The sequence below is a fragment of the Zoogloea sp. genome (assembly GCF_044344315.1).
Classification (GTDB): Bacteria; Pseudomonadota; Gammaproteobacteria; order Burkholderiales; family Rhodocyclaceae; genus Zoogloea.
The window spans coordinates 1-15,681 of the sequence record NZ_JBIJDC010000112.1 but is presented as its reverse complement, the minus strand read 5'-3'; the positions used below and the strand labels follow the sequence as shown (position 1 = coordinate 15,681).

10 protein-coding genes and 1 pseudogene are annotated in these 15,681 nt (G+C 68.3%); 2 read left to right on the top strand and 9 right to left on the bottom strand.

The features are described from left to right. The 4 genes and pseudogenes from ACIQ09_RS18575 to ACIQ09_RS18560 form a co-directional block, all read right to left on the bottom strand. Window positions 1–335, bottom strand: a pseudogene (locus ACIQ09_RS18575) (3-deoxy-7-phosphoheptulonate synthase); the annotation flags it as partial. 98 nt (window positions 336–433) lie between these two features. Beyond that, window positions 434–2,308 carry a potassium transporter Kup gene (locus tag ACIQ09_RS18570; RefSeq protein WP_398313292.1) on the bottom strand — a complete coding sequence of 625 codons (1,875 nt, stop codon included), beginning with the start codon at window positions 2,306–2,308 and terminating at the stop codon, window positions 434–436. A 26-nt stretch (window positions 2,309–2,334) separates the two neighbouring features. Further along, complete coding sequence (locus ACIQ09_RS18565) at window positions 2,335–3,021, bottom strand: response regulator (RefSeq protein ID WP_398313290.1); 687 nt, start codon at window positions 3,019–3,021, stop codon at window positions 2,335–2,337. After that, window positions 3,018–4,562, bottom strand: coding sequence for a DUF4118 domain-containing protein (locus ACIQ09_RS18560; protein ID WP_398313288.1), 1,545 nt, complete (start codon window positions 4,560–4,562; stop codon window positions 3,018–3,020). Before ACIQ09_RS18560 ends, ACIQ09_RS18565 begins: the two co-directional genes overlap by 4 nt. A gap of 83 nt (window positions 4,563–4,645) precedes the next feature. On the opposite strand from ACIQ09_RS18560, the gene ACIQ09_RS18555 reads away from it, so the two are divergent. Continuing rightward, window positions 4,646–5,056 (top strand): hypothetical protein, encoded by a 411-nt coding sequence (locus ACIQ09_RS18555; protein WP_398313286.1) that lies wholly within the window; start codon window positions 4,646–4,648, stop codon window positions 5,054–5,056. A gap of 24 nt (window positions 5,057–5,080) precedes the next feature. Here ACIQ09_RS18555 and ACIQ09_RS18550 read toward each other — a convergent pair whose 3' ends face one another. From ACIQ09_RS18550 to ACIQ09_RS18530, 5 genes are all read right to left on the bottom strand, one after another. Continuing rightward, the gene (locus ACIQ09_RS18550; protein ID WP_398313284.1) at window positions 5,081–5,641 is read right to left on the bottom strand and encodes a hypothetical protein; all 561 of its coding nucleotides are present in this window, start codon (window positions 5,639–5,641) and stop codon (window positions 5,081–5,083) included. 14 nt (window positions 5,642–5,655) lie between these two features. Further along, complete coding sequence (locus ACIQ09_RS18545; protein WP_398313282.1) at window positions 5,656–6,372, bottom strand: type IV pili methyl-accepting chemotaxis transducer N-terminal domain-containing protein; 717 nt, start codon at window positions 6,370–6,372, stop codon at window positions 5,656–5,658. Window positions 6,373–6,551: 179 nt separating this feature from the next. Beyond that, window positions 6,552–8,009: a metalloprotease TldD gene (gene tldD / locus ACIQ09_RS18540; protein ID WP_398313279.1), complete on the bottom strand. Its 1,458-nt coding sequence runs from the start codon at window positions 8,007–8,009 to the stop codon at window positions 6,552–6,554. 27 nt (window positions 8,010–8,036) lie between these two features. After that, window positions 8,037–8,849, bottom strand: coding sequence for a carbon-nitrogen hydrolase family protein (locus tag ACIQ09_RS18535; RefSeq protein ID WP_398313277.1), 813 nt, complete (start codon window positions 8,847–8,849; stop codon window positions 8,037–8,039). After that, a complete protein-coding gene (locus ACIQ09_RS18530) occupies window positions 8,846–12,739 on the bottom strand; it encodes a YhdP family protein (RefSeq protein ID WP_398313275.1) in 3,894 nt (1,297 codons plus the stop codon). The genes ACIQ09_RS18535 and ACIQ09_RS18530 overlap by 4 nt, the downstream gene beginning before the upstream one ends. A gap of 180 nt (window positions 12,740–12,919) precedes the next feature. On the opposite strand from ACIQ09_RS18530, the gene glnE reads away from it, so the two are divergent. Continuing rightward, window positions 12,920–15,607: a bifunctional [glutamate--ammonia ligase]-adenylyl-L-tyrosine phosphorylase/[glutamate--ammonia-ligase] adenylyltransferase gene (glnE, locus tag ACIQ09_RS18525; RefSeq protein WP_398313273.1), complete on the top strand. Its 2,688-nt coding sequence runs from the start codon at window positions 12,920–12,922 to the stop codon at window positions 15,605–15,607. Window positions 15,608–15,681 lie beyond the last annotated feature (74 nt).

Sequence of the window (15,681 nt, the reverse complement as noted above, 5' to 3'; positions counted from 1 at the left end):
ATCAGGCCCTTCCAGCCCACGGTGGTGCGGGGCTTCTCGAAGTACACACGCATCACCACCAGCAGGTCGTTCTTGAGGCGGTCGGCCTCGGCCTTGAGGCGGCGGGCGTATTCCATGGCCGCGTCGGTGTCATGGATGGAGCAGGGGCCGATCACCACCAGCAGGCGGTCGTCGGCACCGAACAGGATACGATGGATGGCCGTGCGCGCCTCGAAAGCCGTCTCCGCCGCCTTGGGGGTGGCGGGGAATTCCCGCAGCATGTGGATGGGCGGGGCCAGTTCCTTGATGTCCTTGATCCGGACATCGTCGATATGGACTTTCGAAGAGGCGTGCATGGTCAATCCTGTCGGCTTGCTTTTAAGTGAGTCGACGATTCTAGCCCATGGCCCCTGCCCGAGGCCATGGCAGACGCCGCGGGACACCCGCCGTCACACTAGAGCATGACCTGGGTGCCCAGCTCCACCACCTGGTTGGCGGGCAGCTTGAAGTAGGTGGCGGCGCCTTCGGACTGGCGCATCATCCAGCCGAAGAGCCCGCAGCGCCACGCCGGCATCTTGCCGGGGCCATCCACCACGCTGGAGCGGGCCACGAAGTAGGTGGTGGTCATCGGCTCCAGCTCAAGCCCCAGCGGGCCGGCCAGGGCCAGGGCCGCCGGCACGTCGGGCTCCTCGCGGAAGCCGAAGCGCGCGTCCACGTTGTAGATGCCCTCGGCAATCCGGGTAACGCTGACCCGCTCCCGGTCGTCGATGCGCGGCACCTCCTCATTGACCACGTGCAGGAACACGGTGCGCTCGTGCATGACCTTGTAATGCTTGAGGTTGTGGAACAGTGCGCTGGGCACCAGCGAGGGCTCGGAGGTGAGATACACGGCGGTGCCGAACACATGTGGCACGTCGGGCAGGGGGCCCTTGATGAAGCCCGCCATGGGCACGTCGATGCAGCCCCGCTGCTCGGCCAGCAGGCGGCTGCCCTCCTTCCAGGTGGTGAGCATCAGGAAGATGCCGGCACCCAGGGCCATGGGCATCCAGCCGCCCTCGCCGAGCTTGGTCAGGTTGGAGCTGAAGAACAGCAGTTCGAGGCTGCCGAACAGGGCCATCGCCGCCAGCAGCCCGATGCGCCCGCGCACATCCGACACCAGCAGGATGAACACCGTCAGCAGGGTGGTGATGATCATGGTGCCCGACACGGCGATGCCATAGGCCGCCGCCAGGGCCCCGGAGGAGCGGAACTCCAGCACCAGGATGATCACCGCCACCAGCATCAGCCAGTTCACGATGGGCACATAGATCTGCCCGCGCTCGGTGTCCGAGGTGTGCAGGATGCGCAGGCGCGGCAGGTAGCCCAGCCGGGTGGCCTGCAGGGTCATGGAGTAGGCGCCGGTGATGGTGGCCTGGGAGGCGATCACCGTGGCCAGGGTGGCGAGCCCCACCAGGGGCAGCAGGAACCAGTCGGGCGCAAGGAGGTAGAAGGGGTTCTCGATGGACACCGGTGCCCGCAGTATCAAGGCGCCCTGGCCGAAGTAGTTGAGCATCAGCGACGGCCACACCAGGCCGTACCAGGCCAGCCGCACCGGCCGGGGGCCAAAGTGCCCCATGTCGGCGTACAGGGCTTCGCCACCGGTGAGGGCCAGGAACACCGCGGCGAGGAGGATGAAGGCCACGTGGGGCTTGGCAGTGGCAAAGGCAATGGCGTAACGCGGATCCACTGCCCGCAGCACTTCCGGCGTCTGCACGATGCTGGCCACACCGAGCGCCGCCAGCGTGACGAACCACAGCACCGTGACCGGCCCGAAGAAACGCCCGACCTGCCCGGTGCCCTGTTTCTGGATCATGAACAGCGCCACCAGGATACCCACCGTGATGGGCACTACGTAGTGCTCCAGGTGGGGCATGGCCACGCTCAGGCCCTCCACCGCCGAGAGCACGGAGATGGCCGGGGTGATGATGGCGTCGCCATAGAACAGGGCCGCGGCAAAGATGCCCGCCCCCACCGCCAGCCTGGCCCACAGGGGCGTCGGGGCGTCCCGGTGGGCTCGCGCTGTCAGGGCCAGCACCCCGCCCTCCCCTTCGTTGTCGAAGCGCAGCACCACCCAAACGTACTTGAGGGAGATGATCACCAGCACCGCCCAGAAGAAGGCCGACAGGGTGGCCAGCACGTTGGCTTCGCTGGGGTCGATGCCGTGGGCGCCAGCAAAGGCTTCCTTGAAGGCGTAAAGGGGGCTGGTGCCGATGTCGCCATAAACAACACCGAGGGCCGCCAGGGCGAGCGCCGCGGTGCTGCTTCGGGAGTCCGGGTTCGAGGTGTGCATGTATGACTCCGCAGGGGGTCCGTCGATCAGAGCTGAAACCGGTAGCCGACCCCGGTTTCGGTGAGAAAGTGGCGCGGCTGCGCCGGGTCATCTTCGAGCTTGTGGCGCAGATGGCCCACGTAGATACGCAGGTAGTGGCTGTTGTCGCCCGTCGCCTGGCCCCACACTTCGTGCAGCAACTGCCGGTGGGTCATGACCTTGCCGGCGTTGGCGACGAGCACCGCGAGCAGGCGGTATTCAAGGGGCGTGAGGCGGACCGGCTCGCCCCGGCGCAGCACCTGACGCAGGGAAAAATCAACCTCCACGTCCCCGAAGCTCACCCGGGCCGCCTCGGCGCCGGGCCGGGCGCGCCCACGCCGCAACAGGGCCCGCACCCGGGCCAGCAGCTCGCCGATGGAAAAGGGCTTGGTCAGGTAGTCGTCGGCGCCGGCATCAAGCACACCGATCTTGTCGTACTCGGTGGAACGGGCGGACAGCACCAGCACCGGTGCCGCCGACCAGGCACGGAAGTCGTCCACGAACTTCGCGCCATCACCATCGGGCAGGCCCAGGTCGAGGATGACCAGCTCCGGCTGACAGCGGCCGGCCGCCAGCAGCCCCTCACGCCGGGTTTCCGCCTCGCTCACCAGCAGCCCCTCATTTTCCAGGGCGCTGCGCACGAAGCGCCGGATCTGTCGCTCGTCCTCGATGAGCAGGATCATCGCGTCCTTCATTCCAGCTCGTCCTCCAGGGGCAGGGCCTCGGACTCGATGAGTGGCGGAGTACCCCGGGGCAGGCAGAAGGCCACACAGCCTCCGCCCTCCGGCAGATTGAAGGCGCGGATGGCCCCCCCATGCGCTTCGACGATGGAACGGCAGATGGCCAGCCCGATGCCCATCCCCACCACCGCCGTCTCCGCGTGACCACGCTCGAACAGATCGAACACCTTCTGCAGCTTGTCGGGTGGAAAGCCGCCGCCGCCACTCGTCACCCGCAGCTCCACCGTCAACGGCCCGACCACCGCGTCGAGAGAGATGGCCGCGCCCGGCGGTGAGTACTTGGCGGCGTTTTCGAAGAGATTGCACAGCACCCGCTCGATCAACACTGCATCAAATTCGAGCAGCGGCAGATCGGCCAGCCCCGCCACCCTGACCGGATGGCCTTCCAGGGCGCTGCCGAGGAGCTTGAGGCTGGCCCCCACCACCTCCTCCACTGGCTGCCACTCCTTGCGCAGGCTGACCGGCCCCGTCTGCAGGCGGGCCATGTCGAGCAGGTTGCCGACCATCCCGTTGACCCGCAGGGCCTGGTCGCGGATGGCCTCGGCGATGTCCCGGGCTTGGTCCGGCAGGGGCGGCGGCCCCACCACCAGGGAATCGGCCAAACCGTAGAGGGCGGTCAGTGGTGTGCGCACATCATGGGAAAAAGCCGACAGGATGGAGCTGCGCAGCCGTTCCGACACGGCCTCCAGCTGGGCGGCCTGGGCCACCTCCACAAAATGCAGGCGCTCCACGGCCGTACTCACCAGGGCCGCCAGCGCCTCCAGCAGCGGGCCGATATCGTCGGCACGCTCTGCCAGCGCCACGGCCAGCACGCCACGGTTGCGGGTCGCCCCGAGCAGCGGCAGAACATGGAACTGGCGCCCTGTTCCGTCGCCCGCCGGCACCTGCAGGGGACGCTGCGCGTCACGGGCCTTCAGCAGCAGCGCAACATCCAACGCGGGAACAACGCCGCCACGCTCGTGAACCGCCTGCAGGTGCTCGTCGGCAGTGGGCAACAGCAGGCGACACGGGGCGTTCCACTGCTCTTGCAGAAAGCGCGCCACCGATTCATCCACCTGCTCCACCCCCACCGCTCCCGCCAGCTCGCGTGCAAGCCCGTACAGGCCCCGCGCCACGCGCTCGCGGCGCGCCGCCTCGCTGGCCTGGGCGCGCAGCCCGGCGGTGAGCTGGCCGACGATCAGCGAGACCACGAGCATCACGGCAAAAGTGAGCAGGTGAGGGGCGTGGCTGACCTCGAAGGAGAAGCGCGGCGGCACGAACAGAAAATCGAACAAGGCCACACCCAGCACCGACGCCAGGACTGCCGGCCCGCGCCCGGCCATCAGGGCCACCACCACCACGGTCAGCAGGAAGGACATCACCGTGTTGGGCAGATCGAGATGGGTGCGGAGGGGCAGCAAGCCCGCCACCACCACCCCGCAGGCCAGCACCGCCAGCCCATAGCGCCAGCCCGCCGAGCGCTTGCGGTCTTCAGTCAGCAGGATGGACGACAGCATGGCGACTCCCGACGAGGCCTCCCCAGGAAAGGGAAGCCGGGAAATTGTTGCACCGCTTCCATAAAAAAGGCGTAAAGACGCGAATGCGGGCCGGCGTGCCGGTGGGCGTGCTCTTCGCCCCGCTGATTCCGGCGCTGAATGATCATGAACTGGAACGCGCACTGGAGGCGGCCCACGGGGCCGGCGCCGACACCGCCGGCTACGTGCTGCTGCGCCTGCCCCATGAGCTGAAGACACTGTTCGAGGACTGGCTGCACAGCCACTTTCCGGATCGGGCTGGCCACGTGCTGAGCCTGCTACGCCAGTTGCGCGGCGGCCAGCTGAACGACAGCCGCTTCGGCCACCGCATGCGCGGGGAAGGCGTCTATGCCGCGCTTTACCACCAGCGCATGCAACGCATCTGCACCCGGCTGGCGCTGAACCGCAACCGGCGCCCCCTCAACACCGAAGCCTTTCGGCCCCCGGTCACGGGGCCGCAAATGAACCTGTTTTAGGGTAGTGCCTCCCGATCACCCGCCTCAGCGGCCGATGCGGATACCCCAGTTGAAGCCCCCGCGCCCCCAGGGGTGGCCGGGGCGGGCGTAGGGATGGCCGAAGGAATGGCCGAAGGGGCGGCCGTAGTAGAGGGAGCCGTAGGGATACACCGGGTAGGCGTCCCACGCCCCGCGGCGATAGGCCTCGGCCCGGGCCCGGTCGACGGCGGCGGCCTGCTCGGTCTGCTGGCGCACCTTGTCGGCGGTGGCCTGGTCCCGGTCCCGACGGGCCTGGGCCTCGGCGAGGGCATCGAGGACTTCCGGCACCACGCCCTGAGCCCTCAGGCGCAGCACATCGGAAGGGCTCAGGGCATGGTGGGTGCCGGTATCGCGCAGGGTGTCGAGTAGCGCGGCGGTGGGCGTGCCCTGCCGGGAGAGGCGGACGATCTCGTCCAGGCTCAGGGGCCGGGCTGCACGGGCGGCATCGACACGGGCGATTTCAACAGTATCGAGACGGCGCACGGCCCGAGGGTCGGCAGAAGGGGGCGTGGCGCAGGCAGCGGTCATTGCCGCCAGGACCACAATCAGGGGGTAACGCATCACCATGGCTTTCCACTCCATCAACGTTGGGGGCCCATGGCCAGCTTTTCGTAATGGCCGACCACAATGTCCATCTGCTCAAGGATGCGCTCGCTGGTGGTGCCCACATCGGTGGCGGCCTTGCGCTGGCCGCCGGCATCGCGCATGCCCAGCGCGTTCTGGAAGAAGAACCACTGCTGCTCCACCAGGGCCAGCTCGGCCTTGATCTGGGGCGTGGTGGCGGCTGCCACCTTGAGATCCCCGTGGGCCTTGTCGAATTCCCTCATGGCGGTATCGAGCATCTCGCCCGCCGGCGCGGTGTTGATGTCCATCTGCCGGAAGTAATAGGCCTTGGCCATGCGCTGGGACAACATGCGCTGCCGACCCGACACATTGACCAGGCGCCCGACGGAAGAGCCCGCGGCCTTCTCGTAGGCCTGGGTCAGCTTGTGAGCGATGGTCAGCACGGCTTCACTGGCCGTCCAGATGAGTTTGGGATCATTGCGGATATCAGCCAGCAAAGGGCGAAATCGCCCCCAGTCGTGTTCGAGCTGCAGATGCAGGGTGCGCAGCTCGTCGCTGGGCAGCAGGGTCTTCAGCTCGGCAAGCTGGGCGTCGAAGAGGGTGACCGACTGGCCGAGGATGTACTTGGCGCGGTCGGGCAGCACACCCATCACCAGCATCAGCCAGGCCTTGGCCGCACGCTGGGAGAGCATGCGCTGACGCCCTGCCTTGTTGATGGCCGCAGGCGGGGCCATGCCAGCGGGCGCCACTGCCGAAGTGGCCTGCCCAAACCCCGGTGGCAGGACACAACACCCACCCGCCAGGGCCAGAAAGGCACGCCGCTGCATGTCAGGCCGCCAGCCCGGTCGCTCCGGCGAGGGCCTGAGCCCCTGCGGGGAGCAGCGCCCCCGCTGAGCACGGGGGGCGCTTCATCCTAGCCACCCGTACCACCGACCGTCAGGCCGTCGATGCGCAGGGTCGGCTGGCCGACGCCCACCGGGACGCTCTGGCCGTCCTTGCCGCAGGTGCCGACCCCCGGATCGAGGGCCAGGTCGTTGCCGATCATCGACACCCGGGTCAGGCAGTCGGGGCCGTTGCCGATCAGGGTGGCGCCCTTGACGGGGCGGGTCACCTTGCCGTCCTCGATGAGGTAGCACTCGGAGGTGGAGAAGACGAACTTGCCGGAGGTGATGTCCACCTGGCCGCCGCCGAAGTTGGCGGCGTAGAGGCCGTTCTTCACCGAGGCGATGATCTCGGCGGGCTCATGCTGGCCGGCCAGCATGATGGTGTTGGTCATGCGCGGCAGGGGCAGGTGGGCGAAGGACTCGCGGCGCCCGTTGCCAGTGGGCTTGACGCCCATCAGGCGGGCGTTGAGGGTGTCCTGCATGTAGCCGGTGAGGATGCCGTCCTCGATGAGCACGGTGCGCTGGGTGGGGTTGCCTTCGTCGTCGATGGTCAGGGAGCCGCGGCGGTCGGGCAGGGTGCCGTCGTCCACCACGGTGACGCCCTTGGCGGCGACCCGCTCGCCAATGCGGCCGCAGAAGGCGGAGCTCTCCTTGCGGTTGAAGTCGCCTTCGAGGCCGTGACCGATGGCTTCGTGGAGCAGGATGCCGGGCCAGCCGTTGCCGAGCACCACCGTCATCAGGCCGGCCGGGGCCGGGCCTGCGCCCAGGTTGACCCGGGCCTGATGCACGGCGGCACGGGCGAAGCCGGTAAGCACCTCGTCGCTGAAGTAGCTATAGTCATAACGCCCGCCGCCACCGCCGGAGCCCTGCTCTCGGCGGCCGTTCTCTTCCATGATCACCGTCACCGAGACCCGTACCAGGGGGCGCACATCGGCCGCCAGGTGGCCATCACTGCGGGCCACCATGACCACCTCCCAGGAGCCCACCAGGCTGGCCATGACTTCCCTGACCCGCGGGTCTTCAGCCCGGGCCATGGCTTCGAGGCGCTCCAGCAGCTTGACCTTGCTCACGTCGTCGAGGGAGCCCTGGGGGTTGTCGGGGATGTAGAGGGCGGCCGGAGACTTCTTCGCCGCCTCGATCTTGTGGGTCTTGCGGCGCCCGCTGTCAGCAATCGCCCGGGTCGCGTCGGCGGCATCCTTGAGGGCCTTCAGGCTGATGTCATCGGAGTAGGCGAAGGCGGTCTTCTCGCCCGTGATGGCGCGCACACCGACACCCTGCTCGATGTTGAAGCTGCCCGACTTGACGATGCCTTCCTCCAGGCTCCAGGCTTCGGAGCGGTGGTACTGGAAGTACAGGTCGGCGTAGTCGAGCTTGTGGCGGAAGAGCTTGCCGAAGACCTTGTCCAGATCCTCGAAGTCCAGGTCGTAGGGCTTCAGGAGGAGCTTGCTGGCAAGCTTCAGGGGATTGGGGGGGGGATTCTTGCTCATGATCTCTCGGGGATGAATTCGGTTGGTTTAACTGATCTTGCGGTGGCGCAGCGCCGGCAGGCTCGCGCGGACCTCGGCGATGCGGGCCGGGTCCAGGTCGGCCACGACCACGCCGGGGCCTTCGGGCAGGCGCGCCAGCACCTCGCCCCAGGGGTCGATGATCATGCTGTCGCCCCAGGTACGCCGGCCGCTCGGGTGGCGACCGCCCTGGGCGCTGGCCAGCACGTAGCACTGGTTCTCGATGGCCCGGGCGCGCAGCAGGATCTCCCAGTGGGCCTGGCCGGTGGTCCAGGTGAAGGCGGCCGGCAGGACGATCAGGTCCACCTCACCCATGGCCCGGAAAAGCTCCGGGAAGCGCAGGTCATAGCAGATCGACAGGCCGATCTGGCCGCAGGGCCCGTCGAAGGCCACCACCTCGTTGCCGGCCTCGATGGTGGCAGATTCGTCGTAGCACTCCTCACCCTTGCGGAAGCCGAAGAGGTGCACCTTGTCGTAGCGGGCCACCCGCCGGCCTGTGTCGTCGAAGACCAGGGTCGAGTTCTTGACCTTGTCGGGGCTGCCCGCCTCCATGGGGCAGGAGCCACCGATCACCCACAGCGCGTGACGCCGGGCCGCATCCCGCAGGAACTCCTGCAGCGGGCCCTCGCCCTCCTGTTCGCGGATGCGCACCTTGGCGGTCTCGTCGCTGGTGATGAGGGGGAAGTACTCGGGCAGCACCGCGAGGCGGGCGCCGGCGGCGGCAGCTTCACCAAGCAGACGGTCGGCTTCGGCCAGGTTGCGGTCGACGTCCGGGCCGGAAACCATCTGGATGGCGGCGATTCGGCACACCGGTGTGTTCATGGAAAAGTCCTTGAAGGCGCGGCAGGTTGAGGTGAGGCCGCGGGAAGGTCCGAAAGTTTCTCCACCTTGGGATCGGACCAGCCGCCGGTCACTGCATATTCGAAACTGAACAGCTTTTCCACGGGGTCACGCAGGGCTTTCTGGACCAGGTAGGCCGCCAGGCCCAGGGCCGGGTTGATGGCCCCGGTCGTTGCGATGGCAGAGCCCACCGCAATGGATTCGGACAAGGTCGGCTGCACCTTGACCCGCAGGTTCTGGGTTTCGCGCACGGCGTCGGCTTCGCCCCGCATGAAGACCCGCGCCGCCGGGCCGAAGATCTCGAGATCGTCCGTGCGCAGCACGCCGCTATCGAGCCGGATGCTACCGGAAATGCGGTCGAAGGCGAATCCTTGAGAAAACACGTCGCGAAAATCCAGGGTGATGCGCCGGGGCAGGGCCTGCAGGTTGAGCACCCCGAGCAGGCGCCCGACGCCGGGCTCGAGCTGGGTGAACTGGCCGCTCTCGACGCGGACATTCATTTTTCCCCCCAGGCTGGGCAGGTGCAGGGAGGTGGGCGGCCCGCTCCACACCAACTGCCCCTCGAGAGAGCCCTGACCGCGGCGCACCGCTTCCGGGTAGCCAAGGCGGCTCAGCATCTTCTCGACGCTGCCCACGTCCAGCTTGAAGTTGAGGCGGGTCTCCTCCCGCGCGCCCGGGCGCCAGGCCCCGTCACCACTGAGGCTGCCATCCGGGCTGACAATGCTGAGCTGCTCCAGGCGCCAGTTGTCGCCCCGGTTGGCGGCCTTCAGATCGAGGCGCCCGAGGGCGTGGCCGCGCAGGATGAAGCTCTCGGCGCTCACATCCAGGCCAGGCAGTTCGGACAGACGCTCGTCATCGGCCGAAGGCGGCTCGGGATCCTTCGGTGCGCCCTGGGCGGCCCCGAGGGAGAGCTGCTTGAACCTGGCCTGCAGGCGCCCCCGCCCCTGGTCGCGCCACAGGATGTCGCCACTGGCCTCCTTGCTGCTCAGCCGGGCCTGCCAGCCGCCCTCCTCCATGACGGCACGCAGGTTCACGTCGGCGAGACGTTGCCCCAGGATATGCAGCTCGCCCGCGCGCAGGGCCAGGCCCGAGAGGGGGAAGCGGCTGCCGTCAGCGTCGTCGGGGCTGTCGGCCGGCCCCGGTACAGCCTTTCCGGCCAGGGCCTTGCGCCAGGCGTCAGCATCCAGGCGATCGGCCCGGGCGGCGATCAGCACGCCCTTTTCGGCCAGTCGAACGGGCTCGTTCAGCGCCATGCCGCCCCGCACGATGAGCATCTGCCGGCCTTCGCGGCGACGCTGGAACTGGGCCTGGAACACCGAGCCTGCCGCCAGCTTGAGGGTGTCACCGGGCACCCCGCCGGCGGGCGGCACGCTCATCTCGAAGCGGAAGGGCAACGTGCCGGCGGCTGATTTGTTGAGGGGCTCGGGCAGGCTCGACGAGACGCCCTGCAGGCCGCTGTCGAGCACGAATTCGACACCGCCCCGGGGCATGACGGTGATGCTGCCCTTCCAGGTCGCCGTACCCGACAGGTGATCCAGCAGGGGCAGCCCCAGCTCCTTGCGCAGGGCAGGCATGCCGAGGCTGCCCTGGGCGTTGAGCAGGATGCTGCCATCGGGCCGGCTGCCCCCGGAGACGCTCACCGGGTCGCCAAAGATGCGCGCCGCGCTGCTGCGCACATTGAGCTGGCTCTCGGTGAACTCTACCCGCCCGGCGGCCTCGGTGAGCACCGGCATGGCCGGGTCCAGTTGCAGCTGGTTGCGGGTGAACTGGTACTCACCTTTCACCCGGGAGTGCTCCAGCTTGTGCAGGGGCAGCACCAGCTGCAGGTCGAGCTTGCCCCGCCCGTCGGCCCGGAAGGGGTCGGTGAAGTGGTTGATCATGCCGGCCACCGGGCTATCGGCGATGAAACGCAGGAAGTCCTGGGTCGCCCCCTGGGCGCCTCCCCGGACGGTGAGGACCGAATCGGTCTCGAAGTCGGGCAGCACGGCGCTGACGTCCTGCAGGTCGACGCCAAAGATGCGCCCGTGCCGGGCCTTCACCGTCATGCCGGCGCCCTCGAAGATCAGCTCGCCGGCCACGTCCTCGATTTTCGGCCAGCCCGGGGCGTAATCCAGCTGCCCGTCGCGGATCCTCGCCGCCACCCGGAAAGTACCGTCCCGCGGATCGCGGAAGGGGAAGCGCGACAGATCGCCCTTCAGCACCAGCCGGGTATCCACCGCCTTGCCGCCCACCAGGGCCTGCTGCAGCCAGTCGCGGGCCGTCTTGCCGACCACGTGGGGAATGTAGCGCCACACGGCGGTGGCATCCGCCTCGGAAAGGTGGGCCTGGAGGTCAATCTGTCCGGGGGTGTCAGGCGTCGCCCGATAGCGCCCCGAGGCGGTACCGCGGGCATCATCGTTGGCGAAACTGGAGCTGGCCAGCGTGACTTCGAGGGCGCCTTCAGGGTGGCTCCAGCTGCCCTCTGCCGACAGCTCGGAGAGCTGCAGACGGGCCTCGGGAAAGACCTGGGGCAACTCGAGGGCGGCGTCCCGCCCGCTCAGGGTGAAACGCCCACCCCGCTCGTTGCCGTCGATACGTCCGGCCATGCCGGCAAAACCGGGCCAGGCGCCCAGGGGCTCGATGCCGAGCCCCTCGAAGCGGGCATCCACCGCATAGGTGGCCAGCGTCCCCTCCTTCAGGCTCCACTTGAGATCCATCGGCGCAACCCGGCCGGCCGGGGCCAGGGTAGCCAAACGCTTGCGCAGGCCTCCGTCGAAAGGCAGACGGCCCGCCAGGCGGGACAGCACGCCCAGATCAAGCTGGTTGGCAACGAACTCGCCCCGCGCCGGAGCGGTGGCCGTGGCCTCCTCGACCCGCAGAAAGAAATCGGTGGGCGCCACCACCAGGCCGTCACGGGTGTGCAGGCGCAGCTTGCGGCCGCTGGCCTCCAGCCCGCCCCTCTCGCGCCGCACCCGCAGGCGCCCGGCGGCCTCGGTCATGGCGATATCCTCCAGGTCCGGCGCCAGGCGCACACGGGCATCGCGGAGGGCGAAGTCGGCGGTGGCGCCGAGCATGCGGCCATCGGCAAACTCGAGCCAGGCCCGCACACCGCCGGCACCGCTCACGTCAAGGGGATAGTCCACCCACGCCCGCCAGGCGCCCAGATCAGCGTAGTCGAGACTGGCATACAGCTCGCCACTCCACTCGGCAGGACGGGCGGGGTCACGGCCGCGCAGGTCGCCACGCAGATCAAGGGCTGCGGCCAGGCGCGCCGGGGGCTGGGCGCGCAGGCCGAAGCGATGGTGATCACCCCGGTTGTCGAGGCGGAACTCCAGCTTGTCGAGCACCAGGGTTTCGGCACCGCGCAGGGCATCCGACCACTCCAGCCTGGCGTTGCGGATCACCACCTGACGCTGGTCGAGGAGCCAGCCGCTGAAATCGCCCTGGTCACCGCCGGCAACCACCGGCAAGCCGGCCACGAAGATCTGACCCTCTGCACTGCGCCGGATGGCCAGCTGCGGCGAGTCGATCTCCAGCCGGTGCAGGCGCAGGCGCATCGACCACAGGGAGCTCCAGCCCACCTCGGCATCCACCCGATCCAGGCTCAGGGCCGCCTGGCCGCCGGCATCGCGGATCGTCACGCCGCCCATCTGCAGGCGTGGGTGCAGGCCCTGCCAGTCGGCCGACAGGCTGGCGATATCCACCGGCAAGCCGAGAGACCGGGTCAGCATCTGGGCCACCTCGGCCCGATAGTCGGGCACTTGGGGCAGCACGCCGTGGCGCAGGCCCAGGAAGGCCAGACCGAAGACAAAATAGACGGCAAGGCCCGCCCAGGCCAGGCGTTGCAGGCACAGGCGCGGCAGATGCAGGAAGGACAGGCGGCCCTCAGCCACGCGCGGGATGGGGGGTCATCAGGGCTCCGGACGCCTGCAGGACAGCAGCGACATCACGGAAAGACCGGACAGACCCGCGGAGGCAGACGCATCCGGCATGAGGCTTGACGAAAATCAGTCCGGCAGACATAAGACGGGTTGAACATAAACGATCCCGTATTCTACCAATCGGCCCACGCCATGTCCGAACAGCCCATCGCCCTGCCCCAGCCCATCCTCGACGCCCTCGCCTGCTCCCGCTTCCTGCGTCGCCAGCTCGACAGCCGCCCGTGGCTGGCCGAGCGGCTTGCGGCCAGCATCACGGCCCCCCTCGATGCCACCGCCCTGCGCGACTACCTGCGCGAGGAGAAGGTGGACGAAAACACCCTCAAGACGGTGTTGCGCAAGCTGCGGGCCTGGGTGATCTGCCATGTGATGGTGCGCGACATCGCCCGCCTGGCCGACCTGACCGAAGTCACCGAGACCATGACCCTGCTGGCCGACATCGCCGTGGAAACCGCCCACGACCTGCTGCGCGAGCAACTGGTGGCGCGCCACGGGCAACCGGTGTCGGCGGACGGACGCGAGCAGGAGTTCATCATCATCGGCATGGGCAAGCTCGGCGGGCGCGAGCTCAACGTATCATCGGACATTGACCTGATCTTTGTGTACCCGGAGGACGGCAGCACCGCCGGCCCCAAGATCATCGACAACTTCGAGTTCTTCACCAAGCTCGGGCGCGGCCTGATCCAGGCCATCAACGACCTCACCGGTGACGGGCAGGTCTTCCGGGTGGACATGCGCCTGCGCCCCAACGGTGAGTCCGGCCCCCTGGTGGCGAGCTTCGACATGCTCGAGAACTACTTCATCACCCAGGGCCGCGAGTGGGAGCGCTACGCCTGGATCAAGGCCCGGGTGATGACCGGCATCCGCAGCGCCGAGCTCAACGCCATCTCCCGGCCTTTCATCTTCCGCAAATACCTCGACTTCGGCGCCATCAACGCCATGCGCGACCTGCACGCCCAGATCCGCCGCGAAGTCGCGCGCAAGGACATGGTGAACAACGTCAAGCTCGGCCCCGGCGGCATCCGCGAGATCGAGTTCCTGGCCCAGGTCTTCCAGCTGATCCGCGGCGGCCGCGACACCGCCCTGCAGATCAAGCCCACCCTCAAGGTGCTGGGCCGCCTGGCCGAGCGGGGCATCATCACCGGCGAGGCCGAGCGCGAGCTGGCCGCCGCCTACGACTTCCTGCGCCGGGTGGAACATCGCCTGCAATACCTGGACGACGCCCAGACCCACAACCTGCCGACCGAACCCGCCGACCAGGCCATCATCGCCCGATCCATGGGCTTTGGCTCCTACGAGGCCCTGCTCACCGAGCTGGACGACCACCGCTCCGCCGTTGCCCGCCATTTCAACAGCGTCTTCGGCGACCCGAACGAAAAGGGCCACGACCTGGACACCCTGTGGGCCTGTGCCGGCGATGAGGAGCGCTGCGGCGAGGAATTCCAGCGCCTCGGCTACCCCGACCCGGCCGCCGCCGCCCGCCGCCTGGCCACCCTCAAGAACGGCAACCGCTACCTGCAGATGCCGCCCTCCATCAAGACCCGCTTCGACCCGCTGATTCCGCGGGTGATCGAGGCCGCCGCCGAAACCACCGCCCCCAACGCCACCTTCGAGCGCCTCCTCGACATGCTCGACGCCATCAGCCGGCGCGGCTCCTACCTGGCCCTGCTGCAGCAGTATCCGCAAACCCTGCACAAGGTGGCCGAGCTGGTTGGCGCCTCGGCCTGGGCCGCCCAGTTCCTCAACCGCCACCCCATCCTGCTCGACGAAGCCCTCGACCCGCGCATGCTGGAAGAGGAAATCGACCTCAACGCCTTCCGCACCCACCTGGCTGCCCAGCTCGACGAGATCGAACCGGACATGGAGCGCCAGATGGACCTGATGCGCGAGCTCCACCACGCCCAGGTCTTCCGCCTGCTCACCAAGGACATCGCCGGCAAGCTCACCGTCGAACGCCACGCCGACTTCCTGTCGGCCCTGGCCGACATCATGGTGGATCTCACCGTGACCATGTGCTGGCGCAAGATCAAGACCCGCCACCGGGACGACCCGAAGTTTGCCGTGCTGGCCTACGGCAAGCTGGGCGGCAAGGAGCTGGGCTATGCCTCCGACCTGGACATGGTCTTCGTGCACGACGACGACGCGCCGGAAGCCGCCGAGGTGTACACCCGCCTGGGGCAGCGCACCAACACCTGGCTGTCCGCCCAGACCCCCGCCGGCCACCTCTTCGAAACTGACCTGCGCCTGCGCCCCAACGGCGACTCGGGGCTGATGGTGGTGTCCCTCGAATCCTTCCGCCAGTACCAGCTGGAAAACGCCTGGGTGTGGGAACACCAGGCCCTCACCCGGGCCCGCTTCTGCGCCGGGGACAAGGCCATCGGCGCCAAGTTCGAGGCCATCCGTATCGAGGTGCTGCGCCAGAAACGCGACCTGGCCAAGCTGCGCGAGGAAGTGCTGGCCATGCGTGAGCGCATGGCCGACGGCCACCCCAACAAGACCGACCTGTTCGACCTCAAGCACGACAAGGGCGGACTGGTGGACGTGGAGTTCATGGTCCAGTACCTGGTCCTGGGCTACGCCCATGAACACCCCAGCCTGTGCGGCAACCTGGGCAACATCGCCCTGCTCCACATGGCCGGCGAACTCGGCCTGATCCCCGCCGACCAGGCCAGCGCCGTGGCCGACTCCTACCGGGAATACCGCCGCCTGCAGCACGGCCTGCGCCTCAACAACCAGGCCTCCCGGGTCGAACGGGAGCAGGTCGCCGAAGCCGCGGCGGGGGTGCAGGCCCTGTGGCAGACCGTCTTCGGCACAGCCCGCTGAGCGGCCCTTGTGGTGTCGAATTCATTGGCTATGTTCGCGTTAGGTATGTAAATACGATCCCCGGCAGGCCCGCC

What these genes read in the sequence shown, in the direction of transcription:
- ACIQ09_RS18535 (WP_398313277.1), bottom strand. Translation starts at nt 8,849, where the DNA reads ATGAACACACCGGTGTGCCGAATCGCCGCCATCCAGATGGTTTCCGGC.
- ACIQ09_RS18570 (WP_398313292.1), bottom strand. Translation starts at nt 2,308, where the DNA reads ATGCACACCTCGAACCCGGACTCCCGAAGCAGCACCGCGGCGCTCGCC.
- ACIQ09_RS18565 (WP_398313290.1), bottom strand. Translation starts at nt 3,021, where the DNA reads ATGAAGGACGCGATGATCCTGCTCATCGAGGACGAGCGACAGATCCGG.
- ACIQ09_RS18545 (WP_398313282.1), bottom strand. Translation starts at nt 6,372, where the DNA reads ATGGCCCCGCCTGCGGCCATCAACAAGGCAGGGCGTCAGCGCATGCTC.
- ACIQ09_RS18555 (WP_398313286.1), top strand. Translation starts at nt 4,646, where the DNA reads ATGCGGGCCGGCGTGCCGGTGGGCGTGCTCTTCGCCCCGCTGATTCCG.
- ACIQ09_RS18550 (WP_398313284.1), bottom strand. Translation starts at nt 5,641, where the DNA reads ATGGTGATGCGTTACCCCCTGATTGTGGTCCTGGCGGCAATGACCGCT.
- ACIQ09_RS18560 (WP_398313288.1), bottom strand. Translation starts at nt 4,562, where the DNA reads ATGCTGTCGTCCATCCTGCTGACTGAAGACCGCAAGCGCTCGGCGGGC.
- tldD (WP_398313279.1), bottom strand. Translation starts at nt 8,009, where the DNA reads ATGAGCAAGAATCCCCCCCCCAATCCCCTGAAGCTTGCCAGCAAGCTC.
- glnE (WP_398313273.1), top strand. Translation starts at nt 12,920, where the DNA reads ATGTCCGAACAGCCCATCGCCCTGCCCCAGCCCATCCTCGACGCCCTC.